At 66.8% G+C, this 20,915-nt stretch carries 16 protein-coding genes; 8 read left to right on the top strand and 8 right to left on the bottom strand.

The genetic code is table 11. The features are described from left to right. Positions 1 to 16: 16 nt before the first annotated feature. The 4 genes from ACSHXN_RS44115 to ACSHXN_RS44100 all read right to left on the bottom strand — a co-directional run bounded on the left by ACSHXN_RS44115 (position 17) and on the right by ACSHXN_RS44100 (position 4,042). Entirely contained in the window at positions 17 to 886 is an 870-nt protein-coding gene (locus ACSHXN_RS44115; protein ID WP_438306620.1) for an ATP/GTP-binding protein, read from the bottom strand. Continuing rightward, positions 880 to 1,275 carry a secreted protein/lipoprotein gene (locus ACSHXN_RS44110; RefSeq protein ID WP_438306619.1) on the bottom strand — a complete coding sequence of 132 codons (396 nt, stop codon included), beginning with the start codon at positions 1,273 to 1,275 and terminating at the stop codon, positions 880 to 882. Before ACSHXN_RS44110 ends, ACSHXN_RS44115 begins: the two co-directional genes overlap by 7 nt. An 820-nt stretch (positions 1,276 to 2,095) precedes the next feature. Further along, complete coding sequence (locus ACSHXN_RS44105) at positions 2,096 to 2,581, bottom strand: hypothetical protein (RefSeq protein WP_438306618.1); 486 nt, start codon at positions 2,579 to 2,581, stop codon at positions 2,096 to 2,098. Between the two features lie 9 nt (positions 2,582 to 2,590). Further along, complete coding sequence (locus ACSHXN_RS44100; protein ID WP_438306617.1) at positions 2,591 to 4,042, bottom strand: helix-turn-helix domain-containing protein; 1,452 nt, start codon at positions 4,040 to 4,042, stop codon at positions 2,591 to 2,593. 963 nt (positions 4,043 to 5,005) lie between these two features. On the opposite strand from ACSHXN_RS44100, the gene ACSHXN_RS44095 reads away from it, so the two are divergent. The 7 genes from ACSHXN_RS44095 to ACSHXN_RS44065 all read left to right on the top strand — a co-directional run bounded on the left by ACSHXN_RS44095 (position 5,006) and on the right by ACSHXN_RS44065 (position 10,721). Continuing rightward, on the top strand, positions 5,006 to 5,536 hold the full coding sequence (locus ACSHXN_RS44095) for a DUF6415 family natural product biosynthesis protein (protein WP_438306616.1): 531 nt from the start codon (positions 5,006 to 5,008) through the stop codon (positions 5,534 to 5,536). A gap of 106 nt (positions 5,537 to 5,642) precedes the next feature. Then, complete coding sequence (locus ACSHXN_RS44090) at positions 5,643 to 7,112, top strand: sensor histidine kinase (protein ID WP_438306615.1); 1,470 nt, start codon at positions 5,643 to 5,645, stop codon at positions 7,110 to 7,112. A 70-nt stretch (positions 7,113 to 7,182) separates the two neighbouring features. Beyond that, complete coding sequence (locus tag ACSHXN_RS44085; RefSeq protein WP_438306614.1) at positions 7,183 to 7,701, top strand: roadblock/LC7 domain-containing protein; 519 nt, start codon at positions 7,183 to 7,185, stop codon at positions 7,699 to 7,701. Continuing rightward, positions 7,698 to 8,114, top strand: a complete 417-nt coding sequence (locus ACSHXN_RS44080; RefSeq protein WP_438306613.1) for a DUF742 domain-containing protein — start codon at positions 7,698 to 7,700, stop codon at positions 8,112 to 8,114. Before ACSHXN_RS44085 ends, ACSHXN_RS44080 begins: the two co-directional genes overlap by 4 nt. Positions 8,115 to 8,175: 61 nt before the next feature. Next, positions 8,176 to 8,739 carry a GTP-binding protein gene (locus ACSHXN_RS44075; RefSeq protein ID WP_438306612.1) on the top strand — a complete coding sequence of 188 codons (564 nt, stop codon included), beginning with the start codon at positions 8,176 to 8,178 and terminating at the stop codon, positions 8,737 to 8,739. A gap of 83 nt (positions 8,740 to 8,822) precedes the next feature. Then, a complete protein-coding gene (locus tag ACSHXN_RS44070) occupies positions 8,823 to 9,386 on the top strand; it encodes a GAF domain-containing protein (RefSeq protein WP_438306611.1) in 564 nt (187 codons plus the stop codon). A gap of 75 nt (positions 9,387 to 9,461) precedes the next feature. Then, positions 9,462 to 10,721: an acyl-CoA dehydrogenase family protein gene (locus ACSHXN_RS44065; protein ID WP_438306610.1), complete on the top strand. Its 1,260-nt coding sequence runs from the start codon at positions 9,462 to 9,464 to the stop codon at positions 10,719 to 10,721. Between the two features lie 251 nt (positions 10,722 to 10,972). Here ACSHXN_RS44065 and ACSHXN_RS44060 read toward each other — a convergent pair whose 3' ends face one another. Then, positions 10,973 to 15,337 carry an AAA family ATPase gene (locus ACSHXN_RS44060; RefSeq protein WP_438306609.1) on the bottom strand — a complete coding sequence of 1,455 codons (4,365 nt, stop codon included), beginning with the start codon at positions 15,335 to 15,337 and terminating at the stop codon, positions 10,973 to 10,975. Positions 15,338 to 15,493: 156 nt separating this feature from the next. On the opposite strand from ACSHXN_RS44060, the gene ACSHXN_RS44055 reads away from it, so the two are divergent. Continuing rightward, on the top strand, positions 15,494 to 16,372 hold the full coding sequence (locus ACSHXN_RS44055; protein WP_438306608.1) for a hypothetical protein: 879 nt from the start codon (positions 15,494 to 15,496) through the stop codon (positions 16,370 to 16,372). Positions 16,373 to 16,522: 150 nt separating this feature from the next. Here ACSHXN_RS44055 and ACSHXN_RS44050 read toward each other — a convergent pair whose 3' ends face one another. From ACSHXN_RS44050 to ACSHXN_RS44040, 3 genes are all read right to left on the bottom strand, one after another. Further along, positions 16,523 to 19,165 carry an ATP/GTP-binding protein gene (locus ACSHXN_RS44050; protein WP_438306607.1) on the bottom strand — a complete coding sequence of 881 codons (2,643 nt, stop codon included), beginning with the start codon at positions 19,163 to 19,165 and terminating at the stop codon, positions 16,523 to 16,525. Further along, a complete protein-coding gene (locus ACSHXN_RS44045) occupies positions 19,141 to 19,371 on the bottom strand; it encodes a hypothetical protein (protein WP_438306606.1) in 231 nt (76 codons plus the stop codon). Before ACSHXN_RS44045 ends, ACSHXN_RS44050 begins: the two co-directional genes overlap by 25 nt. 410 nt (positions 19,372 to 19,781) lie before the next feature. Next, positions 19,782 to 20,912, bottom strand: a complete 1,131-nt coding sequence (locus ACSHXN_RS44040; RefSeq protein WP_438306605.1) for a C40 family peptidase — start codon at positions 20,910 to 20,912, stop codon at positions 19,782 to 19,784. Positions 20,913 to 20,915 lie beyond the last annotated feature (3 nt).

Below are 20,915 nucleotides of genomic sequence, written 5' to 3'. Positions count from 1 at the left end.
TGTCCTTCCGGCGGCGTTACCTGACGACCTGTACTTCACCGACTGACGCCTGCATGTTGGTCTGCCGCACCTCGGTCAGCTGGCCGACTTGTCCGCCGCCCTGCCAGTCGATGAGCCATGTCGAGGTCGCTGTCACTGGGAACTTTCCGTTCTGGGCTCCGGCCGAGGTCTTGGAGTAGACGTGTCCGCAGGTCGGCGACTGGGCCATGCCCTCGGATGGCGTGTAGGCCGTGCCGGGGCCATTGCAGGTCACGCTGACGCCGTCGCCCATCTTCCACACGATCTTTGACACCTCCGCGGCCGCGGAAACGGTGATGCCGCCAGCCGATGCTGAAGCGGTGTTGGGCCCGTAGGTGGTGGGGCTCTGGTTGACCCACATCCACATCGGAACACCGACGGTGTACTTGCCGGCCGCGCGCGGGCTGGCGATGTCCGGGCCGAGCAGCGTCATCGAGTCGACTGCCCGTTGTGCCAGGACGGCTGGCGTGACGGTCTCTTGCGCGGGCGGATCGGCTAACCAGACCATCCGAACGATGGTGTTTCCGTTGAGGTCACCCCAACCGCATATCTGTTCGTACACGGCGCCGTCGCCGGGTTTGTGGCCTTCCCAGTCCAAACTGCCAGCGCGAGGTTGTGGGTCTGCGAGCTTGTATTTGCAGACCGTCTTATCGGTGGAGTCGTCACCACCAGATGAACCGCTTCCACCCGTGCTGCCGCCTGCTTGACCACCAGCCTGACCAGGAACGTCTACCGCGACCTCGCAGTTGTACAGGGTGCAGTGGATCCCGCCCCTTTCCTTGGGGCCCTCCGCCGCATGACTGGGGGTAGGGCTGGACAGCGCAGCCAAGATGGTTGCAGCGGTGATGGCAATGCGGCGCGTCAGCAAGGCTTCCCCTGGGGCTCGTCGCGGATGACGCGCCACCCTTCCGGATACTTCTCGAGGGTGCTGAGGATTACATACTTCGTCAGCCGGTTTTCTGGGAGGGGCACTGGCTTCTTGGTCTTGGCATCGACGGTCTGCCACCCGGAGACGTCCAAGCAGCTGGAGACGGTCGCGTTTGGGATCGCGCCCGAGGTGTCCACCTCGCCGACCGTCTGGTCAGTAAGGGTGATGCGGCCAATGTTGATGTCGCCGCGGTCGTGAGCGCGCTTAGCGTCTGCCTCGGCGTTCTTCAAAGCGGCAGATGCGGCGTACTGATCAAGATGCGCACTCTTGTCGGCGGGGTCGGCGTAGAGCCTCTCCATCGCGACCCAGTAGGCGGCATATGCCGCCACTGCTTCCTTTTTCGCTACCTCGGTCGGATCGGTAGAGGCTGCGGGCAGCTGTGACGTCGATGCGGCTGACGGGCGGGAAGGTTTGGCGCTGCTGTGGCTTTCGCTGCAACCGGGCAGAGAGGCAAGGTTGCAGACCAGGATCAAGGCAGCAGCCTGCTTCTGGATGCGAACAGAGGCGGTCCCTGGCCGTGTCACGTTATCTCCCCGCGGCGACTGTGGTGGCTGCTTATCTTGGGCTTCATGCGCGCAGCTCAAACTGGCGGTTGGCATGCTCATGTTCGTTCGTTTGCGTAGTGAGAAGATTACGCATATGCCAGCAGGTCGTGGCTTAATTTGCGCGCCTCACTGGTAACTTGGCTTGAAATCAGTCACATGCAGGCTTTGCTATAGAGAACCGGCGCGTGTTGTAGCAGTCGGGTCGCACGACTGGCAGGACACGAACGATGCCGCTGCCGGGGTCGCTCTGGAGCACATAGGCGGTCAGGCCATGCCCGTAGTCACCGATGGCTGCCTGACCAACACCCGCGAGGGCTACGCAAGGGACTGGTCGAGCTGGATCTGCTCCGAGTCCGGGATACTGCCGCTTGCTTTCGTCCGACACCCCGTTCCGGCGAGTGGCTGTGAGTCCAACCCGGGCTGGAAGAAGGGGCGATCACCGCGCCCTCGACCATCGGCTGGCGTATCACTGGCGCGATCGGATCGACTACACCGAATACGCTGTGTAGATCGAGCTGAGCCTCGTCCGTCACCGGCAAGCGGAGGCGGAGGCCGCAGGCGAGCGTCAGCGGCTGCGTCCGGCCGCCCCGCTCGGGACCTCGACTCAGTTCTGCCGGGTGGCGCCATCCGGCCATACGATCTCAACGGGCAGTCCTGCGTGCTTGGCTTCGATAACGGTGTCCGCGGTGCCGCCGCCCTTTCCGGAGGGTGGCTCCCCGTTCCAGACGGCGACGAGCAGTTCTGCCCGCTGCAGAAGTGTCCGGTTGGCGTCCTCGTATGCCGAACGGTTCGCGGATTGGTGGTCCAGGGCGACTACCTCGGCGGCGGCTGTGATGAGGCGGTCGAACGTCGCGGCGTGATCGGCCTTGACTTTGGCCTGGCGGTAGTCCCTCGATGGGATCACTACGATCAGTCTGCCACCGAGCTCGAGAACGATGTCCGCGAAAAGGGAGTCGGAACCCTTGGCGATGCAGGAGACGCCCGTAAGGTTTTCGGCATACGGCTTCAGCGTCTTTCGCAGCGCGTGGCGTACCAGAGGCACGCTTTCTTGGGTCAGGTCCATATGCCCAGTCACGGCGATGATTGTCACGGTGATCCCTCAGTTCGACAATAGGTCGCGGATCATTGTGCGGGCTTCGGCTATGCGCTGCGAGGCCCCTCTGCCAACTGTGTACGGATACAGCTGGCCGAGCTGGGTGCGCACGCGTGCGGACTGCGTGCGGGCTGCGGCTGCAACGGCCTGCCCGGTGAGGTCTACAGCACTGGTCACATCCCCCATAAGGAAGTGGCACTCTGCCAGACCGATCGTGTCGAGTGCATGGCTGCGGCCAGCCTCCGTGCCACGCTGGGCGACTGCCTCACGGATGGTGTCAGCAGCCACCTGCGCATGCTGTTTTGGTTCCTTCCGAGCCATCTCCAGCAGCCGTCCGCCGGTCACACCCGCCAACTCGGCTTCGTCGAAATACTTGATCCAGTACGGCTCGTCCTCCGGGCCTGCATTGGCGAGTGCTTCCGACGCTTCACCGCTCGCCCGTCGGAACGCTGCTCCGCGCCCCATGGCTGCGTATGCCCAGGCTTCCCGGGTGTGGAGCATCGCCCGCAGTCGCGGTCCGGCCGTGGTACTGACACCTTTCCGCGCCAAGTGCACGAGTTCTAGGGCGTCCTGTGGACGGTCTCGGTACAACATCTGCCGAGCCATTCCTGCCAGGACATTCGCGCCGAAGGCACCGTCACCAGCGGCGTGGGCTGCACGCAGAGCGAGCAGATAGTAGGATTGCGCCTGTTTCTGGAACCCGGAGTCCCAGGCGATCGTGGCTGCGGTGCCGCCGAGATAGGCCATCACCCGGAACAGGCCGCGTTCCACGGCGGGTGCTTGGTGCTCTTCGAGATGGCTGGCTACCTCGTTCAGTTGGCCGACGACGGCTTTGCGGCGCAAGCCGCCGCCATACCGGTGATCCCAGGCGCGGAAGGCACGTGCAGTGCCCTCCAGTTCCTCCACTTCCCGCATGCCGATGCGGCCGTGTTGACGGCGGGGCGTGGGTGTAGGTGCAGGTTGGAGCCAGCCCTCGATGGAATCGAGGAGTGCAACGCCAAACAAGGCGGCGCCGGAAAGGGCGCGTGTGACGGCGCGGCGATCCATCACGAGGTCGCTTCTGGTCAGCTCCCCGGCTAGGTGTACGGTCTTGGCGGGGCGCCATGAGGCCTCATCAGGCAAGTTAGAGGCCTGGCCAGGGGGTGATGCGGGCCCTGGGGCGTCGGTCTGTACTTCCCACGGCCGGTCGGCAAGGCCGACCATACGCCCTGGGATGCGCAGCCCATCGGAGATGCGGCAGATCACCTCAAAACTGGTGATCTGCTGCTGGCCGCTGATGATCGTGGACACCTTACTGGGTGTGAGCTGGCAGGCGACCGCGATGCGGTTCTGAGACAGACCTCCCCACTTTTTGATGAGCGCGAAGGCTGCAGCAAAGTCATGCTCGGCCAGGGCTCGCTTGAGGTCCTCTCTTTCGAGGACCCCGGGGGCGAGCGAGCCCGGGGTGGTGGCGTCCATGAGGGCCAACTTCCGGAGTGATTGGCATCGCGTTGGGGGGGGTGAACTAGGACGAGTGTATTACCGCCTCGGTAACCCCTGCTGGTTATCCCGCAAGTGCACGCGATGGACGACGCTGATTGCATCGCACGGCTTGAACCCCGGCGACCGCGTCACCGGTCCCGGGGCCATGGCCAACGCTCAAACCGTTGAGGGAGCGTCGACATGACGAACGATAGGGTCTGTTTACGGTCCAGGGTCAAGCTGCCGGTTCATGCCTATCGGGTGGACCGCTATGGCACGGTCACGCGGGACTGCGGCACTGTGTCGAGGATTTACGACGGCCAGCAGGTGGAGCCAGGTGCCACTCGGTTGCCGCCATGCGCGTGTCCTATTCACCGGGTCGAAAAGGCGGTTGGGGCATGACCGGGGCCACGAACATGGGCAGTGACACCCTGCTGGATCCGGCCGATTGTGTGGAGCCGGCAGTGCGTGACTGGCTACTCACAGCTGCTGCCTTGTCGGAGGCGGACGCCTGCACGGGCTGGCGAGAGTCGGGGATTGCGCTATTGCGGTGTGGTCTCTTGTTCGCTGCCGTGCGCATGCCTGCTGAGCTGGTTCATGCCGCTGCGGAGACGGCCTACTCACACCAAGTCGACCGCTACCTTGCGGACACCTTGCCGGGCAGTCCGGTGTTCGCCGACCGTACTCGTCGGCGGTACTACGCGCTCGTTTCGGCACATGCTGAGGACGGGGTGTGTTGGAAGGCCCATGAGTCCTATGCGCCCATTCTTGGGGAGGGCTGCTTTCTTGGTGTGCCGGACCCGGCGCACATCACTCCGTACCACGGCAGCTCCTACTGGTGTGGGCCCGTGAAAGGGCCAGACAACCTGTGCTCGTCGGCTGCCGTGGAGCGGCTTCTCCTGCACGGCCGGCACCTGCTTGCGGCAGGGGAGGGGTCGTCTGATGTCTAGCGGGTGGCTGTTGATCGATGCTGCGGCGATTCGGCAGGCGTACAACGCCGGATTCCAGGTGTGGGTGGATAGCGAGGAGGAGCAGGAGAGCGTTCAAGGCCTTCGTGACCGCCTGGAAGAGCACGTCACGCTGCTGCTGTCAGAGGTCGAGGACGTGACGGCGCGTACGCGTGGGGAGTGGCGTCGCATGGGTATCCACGTGCTCATCCGCGCCCATCATGTCATGAACGGCAACGGCGGCACTTCGCCTCAGGAACAGGCTGCATACGTGCAAGACCTCGCTGCGGTGTCCCGTTCTCTCCTGGCTTTGTACGAGCGTCCAGGTCCGTTGAGTGTCCCGGTCGGCGTGGAGGAGATTGCGGCGGCCGTCCGTCGGCGGGTGTGCGCATCGTGCTGCCAGGAGATCCGTGAAGGCGAGCCGCGTACGCAGGGTGTGTTCGCGAGCGATTCCAGTGGGGGCGTCTATGGCTGGCTGCACAGCCAGGGATGTCCTGCGGCGGAGTCGCTTCAGGCCGGTTCGGCGAGCACGCTTCATCCGTGATTGATCATTTATGCGAAGGAATCTCATGTCTGGCCGCGTTCCCTCTTCACATCCTCTCTTACGGCGCAGCCGTGGCCGGCGTCGTCGCACCCTGACGGATCGCTTCGTGCTGGAGCAGATTCGTCTGGCGGTGGCCGTCCCGCTGGCGTCGGTTGCGGTCTTGTTGGCTGCGGCGGTCGCCTGGGCGTGGGCCGAGCCAATGCTGTCCACGGGGCGGCTGTTGGGCGTGCTGGCCTGGGGGACGGTCGCGTCAGTCTTGATGGGTGCGTGGCGCGCTCGGGTGGCTGCGACGGCGGTGCATCGGGAGCGGGAGGCGGCGTGGGCCGTCGAATTGCAGAAGATCACGGACGCGGTGATGGCAGTCGACAAGCTGCTGCTGTGGACGGCGGATGAGCTGTGCCGGGGCCAGAGGCCGCCGATTCCTGACTGGCCCGGGCCGGCGCAGGACCCGGACGGGGCTGCCAGGGTGGTGGGGTTCCTGGAAGAGCTGCAGGTGCAGGCTGCGGCCTCGTTGGTGCGGGTGCATGAGGAGTCGCAGGCCGCGGTGTTACTGGGGATGCTGCGGCATTTCTCCCGGCGCGAGCACGCTTTGGTGGACCGGGCGTTGGATGCGTTGACCGAGTTGCAGATGCAGACCGATGATCCCCAGCTGCTGGCCAGGATCTACGAGATTGATCATCTGGTGACGCGGATGCGACGACTGGTGGAGAGCAAGGCCGTACTGGGTGGGGAGTCGTTGCGCAGTACCCGTAAGCCCATGACCGTGACAACAATGCTGCGGGGAGCGGTATCGGAGGTCATGCAGTACGCACGCGTGGGGGTCTCGGCGGGCGCTGCTGGCGCCGAGTTCGGCCTTCCTGGACATGTGGGTCCGGACCTGTCGCATCTGCTGGCCGAGCTGATCGAGAACGGGATCGAGTTTTCCGGTCCGGACACAAGGGTGCAGGTGCGGGCGGAGAGGGTGGCGGCCGGGCTCGCGGTCGAGATCGAGGACCGTGCCATGCCGATGACGGCCAGGCTGCGCGCCAGGCTGAATGCGCTGCTGAGTGATCCGGGCACGGTCGATGTCAGTGCCCAGGTGCGTGAGGGGCATATCGGTCTGCTGACGGCCGCGAAGATCGCCCAGCGTCACGGCATGAGCGTGATGCTCAGGGAGAACCCGATGGGCAGTACGACCGCACTGGTGGTGGTACCGCAACGCCAGCTGGTGGCAATCCGGCCTCCCGCCGTAGTCCGCACCGCGGCGTCGACCCCCGCGGGGGAGCAGTACATGCCCGACCCGCCGCCACTGATTACGCCACCCGAAAATGCGCCCGATGCCCAGGCGAAGCCCGCCGTGGCCAGTGCGTCGGTCTACGATGCCGGAGCGGATGCCGAGGCGCCGCCGTTGCCCCGGCGCACGCCGGCCCAGATCGCTGTCCGCGCTGAGCAGTCTCAGACCCCTGTGACTGCTGCCAGAGCAGGCCTGGCGGCAGCCTTCCTCGGCGGCAGGCAGGCCGCGCGCGCCCAGAACACTGACACGACCGGACCGCAGACAGCCGCTGGTGACGGGCAGCAGCCGTCCACACAGCCCTGACGCCCACCCATGTGCCCGGCCCCGCGGCGAGATGCCGGGTCGGCCTTTCATACCCATGGAGCAGATCACGATGACCACCCCCGACGTGAACGGCACGGCCGACAGCACCACAAGCGCGCATGCGCCCCAGACGAAAGACGCGACGACGGACATGGCCTGGCTGCTGCACGATTTCGCCACCACAGTCCCCGGCGTCACGCACGCCCTGCTGCTCTCACGCGACGGCCTCAAACTGCTCGACAGCGGCCTGGACCGCAACTGGGCGGACGAACTGGCCGCCGCATTCTGCGGCCTGGCCTCCCTGGCCCACAACATCACCGGACCCACCCGGAAGAAACGGCCCACGCAGCAGATCCTCTTCGAACGCGACGACGCCCTGTTCTTCCTCCAAAGGGCAGGCCGCAGCGCCGCATTCGAGACCACCCTCGGCAGCAGCCGCAAAGAGGTCGACACCGTGCTGGGCGTTATCTCCCGGCCTGACGCCGAGGCCGGAACGGTCGGCTTCGAGATGGAACGCCTCATCAACCGATTCGCGCCCTACATGACCATCCCCGTCCGCCACCCCGCTGCCAGCAACAATGCCCGATGAACCCCCGTCACCCACACGCCTGTTCAACAGATGCCGCGGGCGACGAATCCTCCGTAGTACGTAACTACACGCTGACCGCCGGCCGCACCCGCCCCCGCTACACGCTGAGTCTGGACAGCGTGCTCGAGACAGGTCCGGGCAGACCGGGGCCCGCACTGCCCGAGGAATGCACGCGAATTGTGTCGCTGTGCCAGCAGCGGCGCCGCTCGGTCACCGAACTCGCAGGCACCCTCGGCCGCCCGGTGAGCGTGGTGCGCATCCTCATCTCCGATCTGCTGGACGCACGTGCCCTACGGGTGCCCGCCAGCACTGCCGCTGCTTCGGCTGATCCGACTCGACAATTGCTGGAGGCACTCAGTGCCGGTCTCAAGGCCCGGTGGCCCGATGCCGTCTCCTACGCCCAGTCCGGCTGACCCAGCGCCCTCCTCCCGTGGCCGGGAGGCGGACGCGGGCGAGCCGACAATCCTCAAGATCGTGATCGCCGGCGGGTTCGGCGTCGGCAAGACCACCTTGGTACGCGCCGTCAGCGAGATCGAACCGCTGACCACCGAGGAATACCTCACCCAAGCCAGTGCCCCCACCGACAACCTGCACGGAGTGGAAGCCAAGGACACCACGACGGTGGCCTTCGACTTCGGCCGCTTCAGCCTGGACGTCCCCCTGCCCCTGGAACTGTTCCTGTTCGGCACACCAGGACAGGACCGTTTCGTGGACCTCTGGTACGACCTGTCCCACGGGGCGATCGGCGCGGTCGTCCTGGCCGACACCCGCCGCCTCGAGGCCAGTTTCACCGCCATCTCCTTCTTCGAACGGATCGAGCTGCCCTTCATCGTCGCCGTCAACCAGTTCGACGGCGCCCACCGCTACCCCAATGCAGACATCCGCGACGCCCTCAACCTCCCCGAACACCTCCCCGTCGTGCCCTGCGACGCCCGCGCGGCCACCTCCGTCGCCGGCGTCCTGCTCACGCTCGTCGACCACGCCCTCTCCCAACCCCAGACCCCGCCCACCCGCCCCACCACACTCCAGGACGCATGATGACCCACACCCCCCACCCCACCGCGCTCTCGCCTCACACCGACCCAGCCACCCGGTTACTGCCGGCGAGGCCTGATTACGGCATGATCGTTCCGCCTCCCGGAGCCGTCCACCCGGGCCACGACACCGTCAGCGGCGAGCACGCAATCGCCTTAGCCGAACAGGCGCAACGCATCGAACAGATCCACCGTCTGGGCATCCCGACCCAGGCCACCCAGTACTTCGACCACCTCGCCACCGACATGGCCCAGCGCACCGGCTTCCTCTACGGCATGGTCAACCTGTTCCTGGAAGACCAGACGTTCATCGGCCTGCACAACCCACCGGCCGACAGCGGATACCTCATTGTTGACCGGACCATGAACCGCAACCACGGCTGGTGTCCCGAAGTCGTCGACCGCAAAAGGGCCCTTCCACTGCACAACGTCCACGCCTACCACCGCTTCAGCAGCAACTACGTAGTCGACGCGGTTGGCATCCAGTCCTACTTCGGTGCGCCCTTGATTCACGACGGCATTGCGGTGGGCACCGTATGCGTCATCGACCCCGACCCGCGCCCTCTCGACGAGGCTCTCCGACTGCGGGACATCGTCCTCGACACCCGCGACACCGCGATGCAGGTCATCACCAACCACGCCGCACGCTAGTAACCGCTCCGGCTCCGGAAGCCCCAGCCGACGCTTCGGCCGCACCCGCCGTGCCACCCCAACAGGGAGTCGTACATGCGCCCCTTGTCCACTGCTCTTCACCCCTACCTCAACGCAGTCCACGAACGGCTGTGGTGGGAAGCCGACATGTTCGCTGCTGAACATGTCGCACCACGCGTGCCGCGCATGGAAGCCTCACCCAGCAAGATCGAGCGGAAGATGGCGCAACTCATGGCGGCCCGCGGCTGGTTCGCCATCGCCGTTCCTGCCGCCTATGGCGGGTTGGGGGTCGGCCACGTCGCGAAGACCGTCCTGATCCACCGCATCGCCACAGTATCCGGAGCCACAGCGGCGATTCTGCAGGCCAGTCAGATACCGGTGGGCGCGCTGGTGCACTGGGGCAGCCATGAGCAGAAATGCCTGTGGCTGCCCCAGGCCGCCGACGGCACCGTTCTGCCGTCGATCGCCGTCACCGAACCGGACATGGGCGGCCACATCGGAGGCATTGAGACCGTCGCCGAGCGGGACGGCGACGGTTGGGTGATCACCGGCAGCAAAATCCACATTGGTAACAGCCACCTTGCCCGGATGCACATCGTCATCGCCTGCACCGCCACCAGCGAGGTACGCACCTCGCGCACCCTGACCGCCTTCCTCATCGAGCACGACCGCAAAGGCCTGACCGTCCGACCGCACCGGCCCGGCCTCGGCCTGCACGGCTTCTCCTTCGGCCGCCTCGACCTCGACCGGGTCCGCGTCCCTACCGGCAACGTGCTCGGCGACGTCGGCCAAGGCCTGGCGGTAGCGCAGTCCAGCAGCATCCTGTACGGCAGACCCAATCTGGCCGCCGTTAGCCTTGGCCTACACGAGGCGACCGTGCACACCACTAGCCACTACCTCAAACACCGTCCCCGCTACACCGGCACGCTGGCCGACCTGGCCGTCGTCCGTGACCGGATCGGGGATATGGAGGCCCGCCTGCGGGCCGCCCGCACCGTCACCTACCAGGCCGTACATCTCCTCGACCACGGCCTGCCCTGCGACACCGACCTCATCAACGCCAAATACCTCGGCCACCAGTGGGCCGTGCGCTCCGGACGCGACGCGATGGAACTGCACGGCGCCCAAGCCCTGGACGCCGACTACGCCCTGCAGCGGCTATGGCGGGACATCCAGCACACCTACCCACCCGCCGGGACCGGCGAATTTCAGCGCATCCACCTCGCCAAAGCGGCCCTGCAGGAAACCCTGATCGACTGGTCCGAGCAATTGACCAACGAAGCAGCCTGGGCGCACCAGAATGCGATCGCCCTTAAAGGTTGTCCCGTAAGTTGATACTTACACGGAATCGAGTCTCTATTTCACCCGGGCGGTTCAGGTGGATACCGGCGTGGTAATGGGCGGTCAGTTTGTCGAAGAGGGTGGCCACAGCCCGGAACGGGCCTGTCCGGTCCCGCCCTCGAACTGGCCACCGAGTTGATCGCCCGCACCGCGTCGCCCTCTCCGGGCGCGATTCCCGACCGGATCCTTGGCCTTGGGCTCCCGCCGGGCAAGATCTCCAACTGGTGATTTGTCTTCCTGCCGCCTCAAAGGGTAGGAAAGTTGACTCGGAGGGCCGCCAAGCCTGCCGGCCCGCCGATTGCGATGAAGACGGAGCCATCCTCAGGCGCAGAGGCGATGGTGTCGACGGGTGCGGCGGTGATCAAGCTGTGCAAGAGCTCGCCGGAAGCTGGGTCCCACAGGTGTAGAGCGTGGCCACTCCCGCTGGCCAGCAGATGGTGTGTGGGAGTCAGGGCGATAGCGGCGAGCGACTTGGTCCAGGGCGTCGTGATCCGGGCCTGCGGTGACCAGTCTGCAGTGTCCCAGATGTGAATGCCTTCGCGAGTGGCAGCGGCCAGCAGAGTGGTGGCGCCTGAGTGGAGCAGTGTCAGGGCCCAGGTGTCCGATCGCTGACCTCGGACGCGGAGATTGGTGACTTCCCGCTGGGCTTGCAGGTCCCAGATCAGTGCACCGCGGCGTGTGCCGACCGCAATGCGCGGAGTCGTCCCGTCAGCGGCCGGCAGGGCCACCACAGCCCGGGGCGCTGGGGATGATGGAATGTCCACGTACTCAGCCTGTCCGCCCTCGATGTCCTCCAACAAAATGCCGCCGGAGCGTGCAGTGGCGATGCGAGTGCAACCTGGTGGCCAGTTGACGACGCAATTGGCCACCATCCTGTCGGGCCAGCGGAGCGTCCAGGATTCATGCTGCAACGACGTCAAGGGCCCCCTCACGCTTTCTGCTCCTGCTGGCGGTTGCCAGATGTGCGTTCCGCTGTCTGCCAGAACAGCCACGCGCCCTGGTGAAAGAGCATGAAGGGCTTGAACCTGTCCGAGGTGCCAGCTGATTCTGTCGCTGCCCTCCAGATCCATGACTTCCACGCCGGCGCGGCTGCCGACGACCCACCGATGGTGCACCCGACCGTCTGCGCTCGGGACCTGCAGCGCCGTGATCGCGGTGACAGGTCCGGCTGCCGTGCCGTGATGGGTCAGGGGCATGTCGGGGTCTGGATGCCACAAGCGCAGACCTGCTTCGCCCGCCGTTGCCACGAGCCATCGGCCCGGTGTGGAGGGCAGGGTCGTCAGCTGGGTGATCTCTCCCACGGCGACGCTGGCAACCTCGTTCCAGCCGGCCTCACCGAGTTCCCACACCTCCACTATCTGCCTGTTCCGCCTCTCCAACGCGATGGCTGTGCGGCCGTCCGGGAGATCGAATTGCGCCGGATACGCGGCCGGACCCCTGCCCACCGGCAGTACGTCGCCCGTGTCGGGGTCCCAGGTAAGCATTCGGTCCGTGAACGCGGCGAGGACCAGGTCAGTGCGGCCTGGTCGACGCAGGCTCATGAGCCTCCGCAGCCTGCCTCGCGGCATCGGCACGCGTGCGCGGAGTTCCCCGTTCCGGAAGTCCCTCAGGGCCAGGCCGTCGGCGTCTGGCGAGGCAAGCAGCGGTTGTCCATTCTGGGTGCGGATCACGGTGTGGATGCCACGGCTGGAGCGGCTTGGTTCGTCGGGCATGAAGGGCACAGCGTCTACATGGTTTTGATCCGGCTTCCAGATCTGTGAGTAGTCGCTGAAGCGTGAGAGAAGCTGCCATCGCTGATCTCCGTCAGAGACGACCTGGACCGCGCTGGCAGGAGCGGGGTTGTGGTTGATCTGCAGCCCGGACAGAGGGTCCCAGATGGCGACGCCTCCAGACCCGGCGGTGGCGAGGAAGGATCTGCTGCGCCCGCGGACGACGCACATGTCGTCGACGAGGCCGGCCGGGAGGTCAGCGAGGCGTTGGCCGTTGGAGGCGTCCCAGACGTGAGCCCCGTTCTTGGTACCGGCGGCGATGAGGGTGCGTCCTGGTGACACCTCGATGGCGATGAGAGCGCGCACGTACTGCCCGGGAGAGGCCAGAACGTTGGTGGCGGACTGCCACCAGCCCCACTGCGCGCTCAGTGCTGCCGGGCTTGGCTCCGCCGGTCGTCCGTTGTGCCTGAGCGTCAATGCGTGCAGAGCGATGCTGCTGTACCGGGAGGCAGGGTCGGACCCTTCGGCGAGGTAGGGCTCGATGAGTGCGGCCGCGGCCACGTTCACCTGGTCGTTACGGGCCGAACTCGCAGGCAACGGCAGGCCCAGCCGCTCGCGAAGGGTGTGCGAGGTTTCTTGGGCCAGCAGTTGCAGCGGCACATGCGCATCGTTCAGTACGTTCCCCACGGCCGCGTGAGCCACGAGGTGTCGCCGGACGTAGGGATGCGCAACAGTTGCGGAATCTGCGGGCAGCAGGAGGGCCAGCGCCTGTGTGATACGGGCGTGTTCTTCGGCGAGGGGTGGGGGCGGCTCGTGACCTTGGGCGGTGGCGGGTGAGGCGTCCGCCAGAGAGTACGGCTGCTGGAGCAGGGCCTTGGAGACCTGTTGGTGCACCGGTCGGTAGGTCAGGCGACCGTCTTCCGTGCTTCTGGCCAGGTAGCCGGTCAGCCGTGTCGTCTGCACCGTGCGGATGGCCGCGGCGTGCGCTTCCGTCGAGACCATGTCGTCCGCCGGAGCGATGAGAGCCTGGGCGACGCTGGGCCAAACCTCGGCCCATGGGAGCCCCGAACCGGCCGCGAAAGCGGTGGCACGCATCACTCGGACCAGTGTGGCCACGGGCACACCATGATGACGGGCCACTTCGTGGAGATCCTCGTGGAGCAACGCCACCGTGCCCTGACTTAGACGTTCCTGCCAGGCAGGAGCCGTTACATCCTGTATCCGCTGAGCTGTGCGCAACTGGTCCGCCGCCAGACGCGCGTCAAGGAAAGACGGCGCAACGGCACAAGCCACCTCGCGCGCGACGATTTCGGCCTGCCCAGGTTTGTCGGCATACGGGCCCGCATCGTCGCCGCTGAGCAGAGCCTCAACGTAGGCCGCGATGTCGTCCGTGACGTTTGGGTCGTCCGTGCGTTGCAGCATGACCGGTACCTGCAGAACGTCGTCCTCCAGGGACCTGCACAGCCGGCGCAGCAGCTCGTCGGCATCCGCATCGGTGAGGTGCTCCGCAGCGCCGGGCGAGGCATGGGGTGAACTGCGCACCCCCACCACCATCCGCACCAGCGGCTGGTGGCCCGACCGCAGCCGTGCGATCGGCAGGATGACATCGTTGAGGCAGGCCAGGCTATCCCGTGCCTCGTCCAACGCGTCGATGACCACCGTCGGCACCCGGTCTCCTTTGGCCCGCGCGGCGAGGCGCTCCTGTAGCGCCCGCAAAGGGGCTGTTCCGGCAGGCACCGCCTCGGCGCCCAGCGCGCGCAACAGATCCTCGATCAGGGCCAGGGATGTCTTGTTCCGGGCGAGGACCGCAGCGTCCACCGAACCGGCGGCAGGTCGCTCGTCGTCCGGGACGACTGCCACCACTTTGGCCAAGTCAGGCTGGTCGAGGAAGGCCTGATCAGTGAGCGTCACCAGGCGTGCTAGCAGGGCCGACTTCCCCGATCCGGCTGCGCCCGTCACCACCATCACGCCGCAGCCCCGCGTGAGGAACTCCGTCAGAGTACGCATGGCGTCGTGCCGACCACTGAAATACCAGCCGGTGTCCCGTTCGTGGGTCCGTCCCGAGGCCCGCTCACGCCAGTAACCGTCGAACAGACCTGCGGCATCAGGAAGCGCACGGACCGCGTTGCCCAAGTCCTTCGGGGCCTCGAACCGCGGGTTGGGAAGGCATAGGCTGGCGTCTTCGGACAGTCTCTCGGGCCACACCCACTTGGCCTCCACCAGCCCGCGGTCCTCTCGGTGCACAGCGTCCAGGACGTGCCGCCACTCGCTGAAGGACAGGTAGGGCTGTGCGAACCCGGACTCTTCTGCCTCGATCTTGTCCAGGGCGCGTCTGAGGAGTTCGGTGAACGACCCGACCAGGGGCTGCTCATCGAAGTTCCCCGAGGTGACGACGGCAAGCGAGGTCAGCCGGCTACGGGATGTCAAGTCCCGCAGTACGGGCTGCACGTCGTTTGCCAAGGCCCCCGCAAAGCAGGAATCCACAAGGACCAGAACATGCTGGGCTGTACTGGCCAGCACCGCGCTGACGACCTCTCCGGTCGTCAGCGCGGTGCCCGGGAGCCGACCATCGTCGGTACGGGCGAAGCGCAGATAGTGCCGACCCGAGGACGGTCCCCTCTGGCCGTGACCGGTGATGTAGACGATGACGGCTTCTCTCGGCTGAGCGCCGGCCAAATCCTGGCAGTTCAGGAACTGGTGGACCTGCTGCACCGAGTGCAGTGTCTCCTTCGGCTTCTGGAGCGAGAACTGCCGGTCGGGGCCAAGGGCGGAATCCGTCAGCCAGCCCGTGACGACCGCTACCTGATCGTTGATGCCTTTGGTGAACTCGGCGTTGCCGTCCGCATAGTCATCCACCGCGATTACGATCAGCCGACGCGCCTGGCGTACCACCTCACTCATGAAGCCCCCGGCTTATTGCGCAGAAACCAAAGATCGAGAGCCGCACTTTACCTCCGGGCGTCCCCCGCGGGCGCTCCCGTGTCCGGGCCGCAGGGAGCTCGATAGCATCGCTGCCGTGCCGCCCGGAGAGCGGCGACGGGGAGAGGAGCCGGGACAATGAGCGATTTGCACGTGGTGGGAGTCCATGGCATCCGCCAGCGCGACACCAACGCCATCAAGCTGGCCGAAGACTGGAACCAGGCCCTGGCCGAAGGTATAGCCCTGCACCTTGGGTCCGCTGTCGCCGCACCGGCGGTGACGACTCCCTACTACGGCAACGTCTTCCCCAAGGGGCGCCTCCAGCTCGGGGATGAAGAGGAGACGGGCGACCTGGACCGAGCCGACGAGAAGGAGATCGAACTTCTCGTAGAGGCACTGGAAGAACACACGCCGCCCTCTCCGAGCGAGCAGCCTACGGCCGGCACCCTGGGCGTTCCTCCCCGCGTCTCACCCCGCGTCACCAGAGCCCTCGCGAGAATCGACAGAAAGTTTGGTCCCCGAGCGGGGAAAATGGTGCTGAGCCGACTCAGCGAGGCCTACGGCTACTTCAGCAGCAAACCCAAGTACGACGGGATGGCGGAAACCGTCCGTGAACGTGTACGCAAGGCACTCCATCAGACCGGCGCCACCCTCATCATCGCCCACTCCCTGGGCAGCGTCGTCATCTATGACATGTTCCAACGCGGTGAGATTCCTCTTCCGGCCGATGGCGGCGTGAGCCAACTCATCACCTGCGGCTCACCCTTGGCCTGGCTGCCCGTTCAGCGCGAACTCGATGTTCGTGTCCCAGAGAAGCTGCACCTACCGTCGGATGTCGACTGGCTGAACGTCTTCGATCCCTACGACCCTGTCACCGCCGGTACAGGTCTCGCTGCTGTAGCGCCAGGTGTCACCGACGTCGCAGTGGACAATCACGACGATCCCCATGCTTCCGGCCGGTACCTCGAGCAACAGGCCGTGGCCTTTGCCGTGCATGCTCACACTTCCAAGATCTAACTCTTCCGGCACCCTGGGGCGCCATCGCCTTACGGAGTCGCGTAACCGTTCAGCGTGGGCCAGTACCAAGTCAGGTGGGCCCCTTCCGTGTGAGGAGCTCGATGGGGTTGGGTGTGCAACCCGTCCTACGGTCCTCGGGGTCGGTGGTGGTCATCCGAACTCCTGATCCTTTCCTCTCGAGAGACGGACAGCGACGGCGCTGGCAGGGGTGTGCTGGGCGAGGAAGGTGGTGACACGGCCGAGCTGCTTTGCGGCGCGGTCGGTGAGCTGGTCCAGCGGAAGTGCTTGTGCGTTCGCTTGGGCGGCCCGTTCCAGGGCTTCGGCCTGCCGTGGGCGGGCCTGGGCGGCGAAGACGTTGTCGAGGTGGGGTCCGCGCAGTTGGATGGGCCCGATGCGGTGGCCGTGCACGTTCATGGAGACGTAGTGCTCGAAGCGTTCTATGGTGGCGACTCGTTCGGGGCGGGGGTTGTCGCCCCACTCAGCGGTGATCGATGCGATCGCGGACTGCGATCCGGCGGTGGTGGCCAGCGTGGACGCGTTCTGCACCAGGGACAGCCGAACTGGCGTGGGGAGGCGGGGCAATAGCTGGGTCATGCCGTGGATGTGGCACTTGTACTTGCGGAGGTCCTCGAACATGCTCGCGATGGTTTCCGGGGCGGCGCCGGTCAGGGTGATCAGCTCGTCGAAGTACGGGCGGAACGGCACCCGCTTGTCTTCAGGGGTGTCGCGCCTGGAGCGTGCGGCCCGCAGCAGATCCCGAGCCAGGAGGGCGGTCAGCAATCGGTCGGTGGGCCCGTTGCCGCCCGGGCACACCCATACGATCATCCGGGAGTCCATCGCTGCGCGGATGTTGTAGACACCGGCCGGCTGGCCGAGGAATGCCCGGGTCACCGGATTCGCGGCCAGGCGGGCGATTGGGTTGAGGACGACGGCGAACGCGTCGGGCGACAGGGTCGGGAACACGGACTGCCACCAGGCGAGGGTCTCCTCGTCCAGCCGGCCGGCTACCGTCCCCAGCGCTGCCTTTCGGAAGACGGCGTCGGTGAGCAAAGCCCGAACGTGGAAGATCGTGGCCTGGTCCTCAGGCCGGCCGGCCTGGCAGGCCGTCTCATTGACGGCGACCAGGACAGTGAGAGCGGCGGTGAGGATGGTGAGCGCGCGCGGTGCGGTCGCGTCGTCCCACGCCAGCGCGGAAGCGTAGGCGTCGGCGATCGCCTCGACAACCTCGTGCACGGGCTGCCCGTGCTCCATCCCGAGCGGGTTCCACGAACTCACCCGCGGGTTGGGCCCGAGACCATTGAGATCGATCAGTGCAATCCGCGGCGCCAGGTGATCGTGCGCCAGGAACGGCAACGCGCGCGGCCAGGAGTCTCGGTGCGGGTCGACGAAGACGAGCCCGCCACCCGCGTGCGCCCAGCCGATCGCCTGCGCCAGGGCCCGTTCCGTCTTGCCGCCGCCCGCCTTGCCCGTCCCCACCTCGAACAGGGTCTCCTTGGCGTAGGTGGCAACCAGACGCTCCCTGCCGTCCGGGCCACGGTAGACGCCCTGCAGCAGCAGGTCGGGATTCCCGAACTCGAAGGTCGGCAGGTCACTGGCGAGCACCGGCAAGCGGCAATGCACGGTGGGGGGCTTGAGCAGGCCGGTCAGCTCTTCCAGCCTCACCCAGTTCGGGCGGGGCGGCTGGCAGTGCCCCAGACGCCACCGGCGCTCGAATCCGCGCTGGGTGGGCCAGTGATCCGCACCGATCCGCCACGGCCCCAGCCGCCACCCGCGCATGGCCCACCTCGAGCGCCCGCCGAACACGTCGAACGCAGCTTGCAGTTGGGCCAGACGGGCCTGCGCGCGGCCTTCGGTGTTCGAGGCGCACATCACCAGCAACTGGACCCGCACCAGGTGGTCGTCCTCAGCGAGCTTGCCCAGGGCTACGGCCGGCTCGACCCGCCGGGGAACGGGCGGCATCACCAGCCGCCGACCGGCACCCGAACCGGAGCCGGGTTTGTCACTGAGCAGCTGCTGCAACTGCCAACTCAACGAGTCCTCGATGCCGCTGGCATCCTGCCGCAACCAGCGAGCAGCCCGCTGGGCCTCGCGGCGCTCGGACCGGCGCGCGGCACCCATCAACTGCAGGCGGCGCGCCCGCAACGCCCACTTCGGCGCTCGTTGGATGTCGAGCCGGATCTCGGCGAGGTCGCCGAGTTCGGCACGCAGGTCGGCCACGGCATCGATGAGCGGCTGGAGCGGGTCGGGGGACAGCGGCACCTCACGCAAGGAGGCTGTGGGTTTGCCGCGCAGGATGAACTCGGCACGCACGGTGTGCGCTCTGGGTTCGTCGACGATTGGCCGGGCCTGAGCGACGGTGACATCTGGCCCGAACGGGGTGATGGACAGCAACCGTTGACCACCTGCCGGGCCCTCGATGCGGTAGCGCAGCGGCGTACTGCCGTCCGCGCGCAGCCGGATCTGCACGGCCTTCGCCCGGCGGGGTGCCCACCATGGCATGGCCGTGGAGGCGCGGGCGAGCTGGACTCCGCGTCGGAAGATCTCTTCCAGGCTCGGGTCGAAGTGCCGGCTGGGAACGAGCTCCAGGGCCATCCGCTCGGCCGAGGCCTTGGCCGCGAGCCGGCGTACCGCCAGCTCGCTCAGCCTCCAGCCCACGGCGATGGCCAGCGCGAGCAGATACCAGTGGCCGAACAGCCAGTTGGCGGCGTCGACCAGGCCGGTGACCAGAGCGAGTACCTGACCAGCGGCCGTGTCACCGGCCAGTTCCGTCAGGTGCGGGGGAGCGGAGTCCATGTGGCTGTTCCTTTCTTGATGGTGCGGGTGAAGTGCCAGTCGGTGATGCGGAGGTCGGTGAAGGTGCCGCCGCGGTCCGTGCCGGCCCACACGAGATGGACCACGGCCTTGGTCGGGCTGCCGTCGCGACGGGCGATCGCGGCCTGGATACGGAAGCCAGCGGTCGCGAACGCAGGCGCCACCGCCTGCCCCGTGTCGGGAAACACGGCGGCCCATCTCGCGCGGCCGGCTCCGGTAGCGTCCGCGCGCAGCAGCGCACGACCGACGGCGAGTAATTGCCGCTCGTCGGCGGCGGGAAGGTCGGGAGGCCAGGCAGTCTCCAGATTCCGCTGGACTGCTCTGTCACCAGCGGCACCCTCGCCGTGCAGTGGCAGAGCGGACTCGACGGCTGACGGTGTCGACGCCTCGGGCGCTGTGGACGCAGCCGCGTCGGCAGTCGCAGTCCTGTCGGTGGAAGGAACGGAGACCGGTGGCCGGGCTGTGACCGCGGCCGTGGGAGGTGCCACTACTGGAGTCGGCGATTGCTGACCGTGCGGCACACACAGCAGAGCCAACCCGGCAACGGCAAGCAGGACGGTGCTGAGCACCAGCAGGCGCGGTGAGCGGGGTGTGATGGTCACAGCAGCCGTGCACCCCCCGCATAGCCGGACATCGCGTTGACGGCGTCCAGGCGGACCACGGTCCCGGGGCGGGCGGCGTTGATCATCTGCGCGCCGCTCAGGTAGATCCCGACGTGGTAGATCGTGGCGTCGTGGCCGGGAGCGGTGGCGTAGAAGACGAGGTCACCTGGCTTGAGCGCGCTCGGGCCGAGGCCGGCAGGGATCCGCTGGCCGACACCGGCCTGGTCGGCTGCCAGGCGCGGCAGGCTGATGCCGACTTTCGCGTACGCGTACTGGGTCAGTCCGGAGCAGTCGAAGCCCTTGATGCTCGCGCTGCTTTTACCGCCGGGCGAGCAGCAGATCCCGTACGACCTGCCCTTCGCGTTGCCTCCGCCCCACGAGTACGGCACGCCTCGTTGGGACAGAGCCGCCTCGATCACGGTGCGGGCCTTCCCAGACAGGTTCTTCAGGTTCGGGCCCGTGGCGGCCGCCGTGTACTGGTCGATCCAGCCGAGCACGTTGGCTACGTACGCGCTCGAGTGGTTGTACTGCAGGATTGCGGACTTGAGTTGGGTGCGCTGGGTCAGGTTGCGGCCGTTGCCGCACAGGTAGATCGCGGCGCCGAGAGCGGCGTCGTCAGCGTTGTGCGGGTCGATGATCGTGTCCCCATTGGCGTCCTCGCCGATGGACTGCCAGGTGGAGGGGAGGAACTGGAACGGGCCGACGGCGCGTTCCCCAGCCGCGGTGCCGTCCCATCTGCCGCCGTCGGTGTCCGCTACGGCGGTGGTGTTGCCGCCGGCACCGGAGCCGTTGAGGAGTACCCCGTAGATCTTGGGGCGGATGTCGCCGTTGTCTGCGATGTTCCTACCGGTGGCGTGGTTGGACTCGACTTTGGCGATCCCGGCGAGGATCGGCCAGCGCATGCCCCGGCACTTCGGCACGTACTGCCCGGCCTGCTGGACGGCGTTCTTGTAGGCGGTCAGCATCCGCGGCGGGATGTCCGCGGCGCTTCCGCCCTCGGCGATCCCCCCGTCCTCTCGTGCACCGGTCTCGAGTGCGACATACGCGCTGATCGCGTTCCCTGCCGGTGCGGCACAGCACACGGCGGCGAACATCAGCAGCGCGAGGGCGCATCCCCATCGCCTCACGCG

The organism is Streptomyces sp. HUAS TT11, assembly GCF_051553595.1.
In the GTDB taxonomy this organism is placed as follows: domain Bacteria; phylum Actinomycetota; class Actinomycetes; order Streptomycetales; family Streptomycetaceae; genus Streptomyces.
This window is presented reverse-complemented; position numbering and strand designations above follow the sequence as displayed.

Coding starts and splice junctions, on each gene's coding strand:
- ACSHXN_RS44100 (WP_438306617.1), bottom strand. CDS start 4,042: ATGGACGCCACCACCCCGGGCTCGCTCGCCCCCGGGGTCCTCGAAAGA.
- ACSHXN_RS44085 (WP_438306614.1), top strand. CDS start 7,183: ATGACCACCCCCGACGTGAACGGCACGGCCGACAGCACCACAAGCGCG.
- ACSHXN_RS44080 (WP_438306613.1), top strand. CDS start 7,698: ATGAACCCCCGTCACCCACACGCCTGTTCAACAGATGCCGCGGGCGAC.
- ACSHXN_RS44070 (WP_438306611.1), top strand. CDS start 8,823: ATGATCGTTCCGCCTCCCGGAGCCGTCCACCCGGGCCACGACACCGTC.
- ACSHXN_RS44065 (WP_438306610.1), top strand. CDS start 9,462: ATGCGCCCCTTGTCCACTGCTCTTCACCCCTACCTCAACGCAGTCCAC.
- ACSHXN_RS44060 (WP_438306609.1), bottom strand. CDS start 15,337: ATGAGTGAGGTGGTACGCCAGGCGCGTCGGCTGATCGTAATCGCGGTG.
- ACSHXN_RS44055 (WP_438306608.1), top strand. CDS start 15,494: ATGAGCGATTTGCACGTGGTGGGAGTCCATGGCATCCGCCAGCGCGAC.
- ACSHXN_RS44050 (WP_438306607.1), bottom strand. CDS start 19,165: ATGGACTCCGCTCCCCCGCACCTGACGGAACTGGCCGGTGACACGGCC.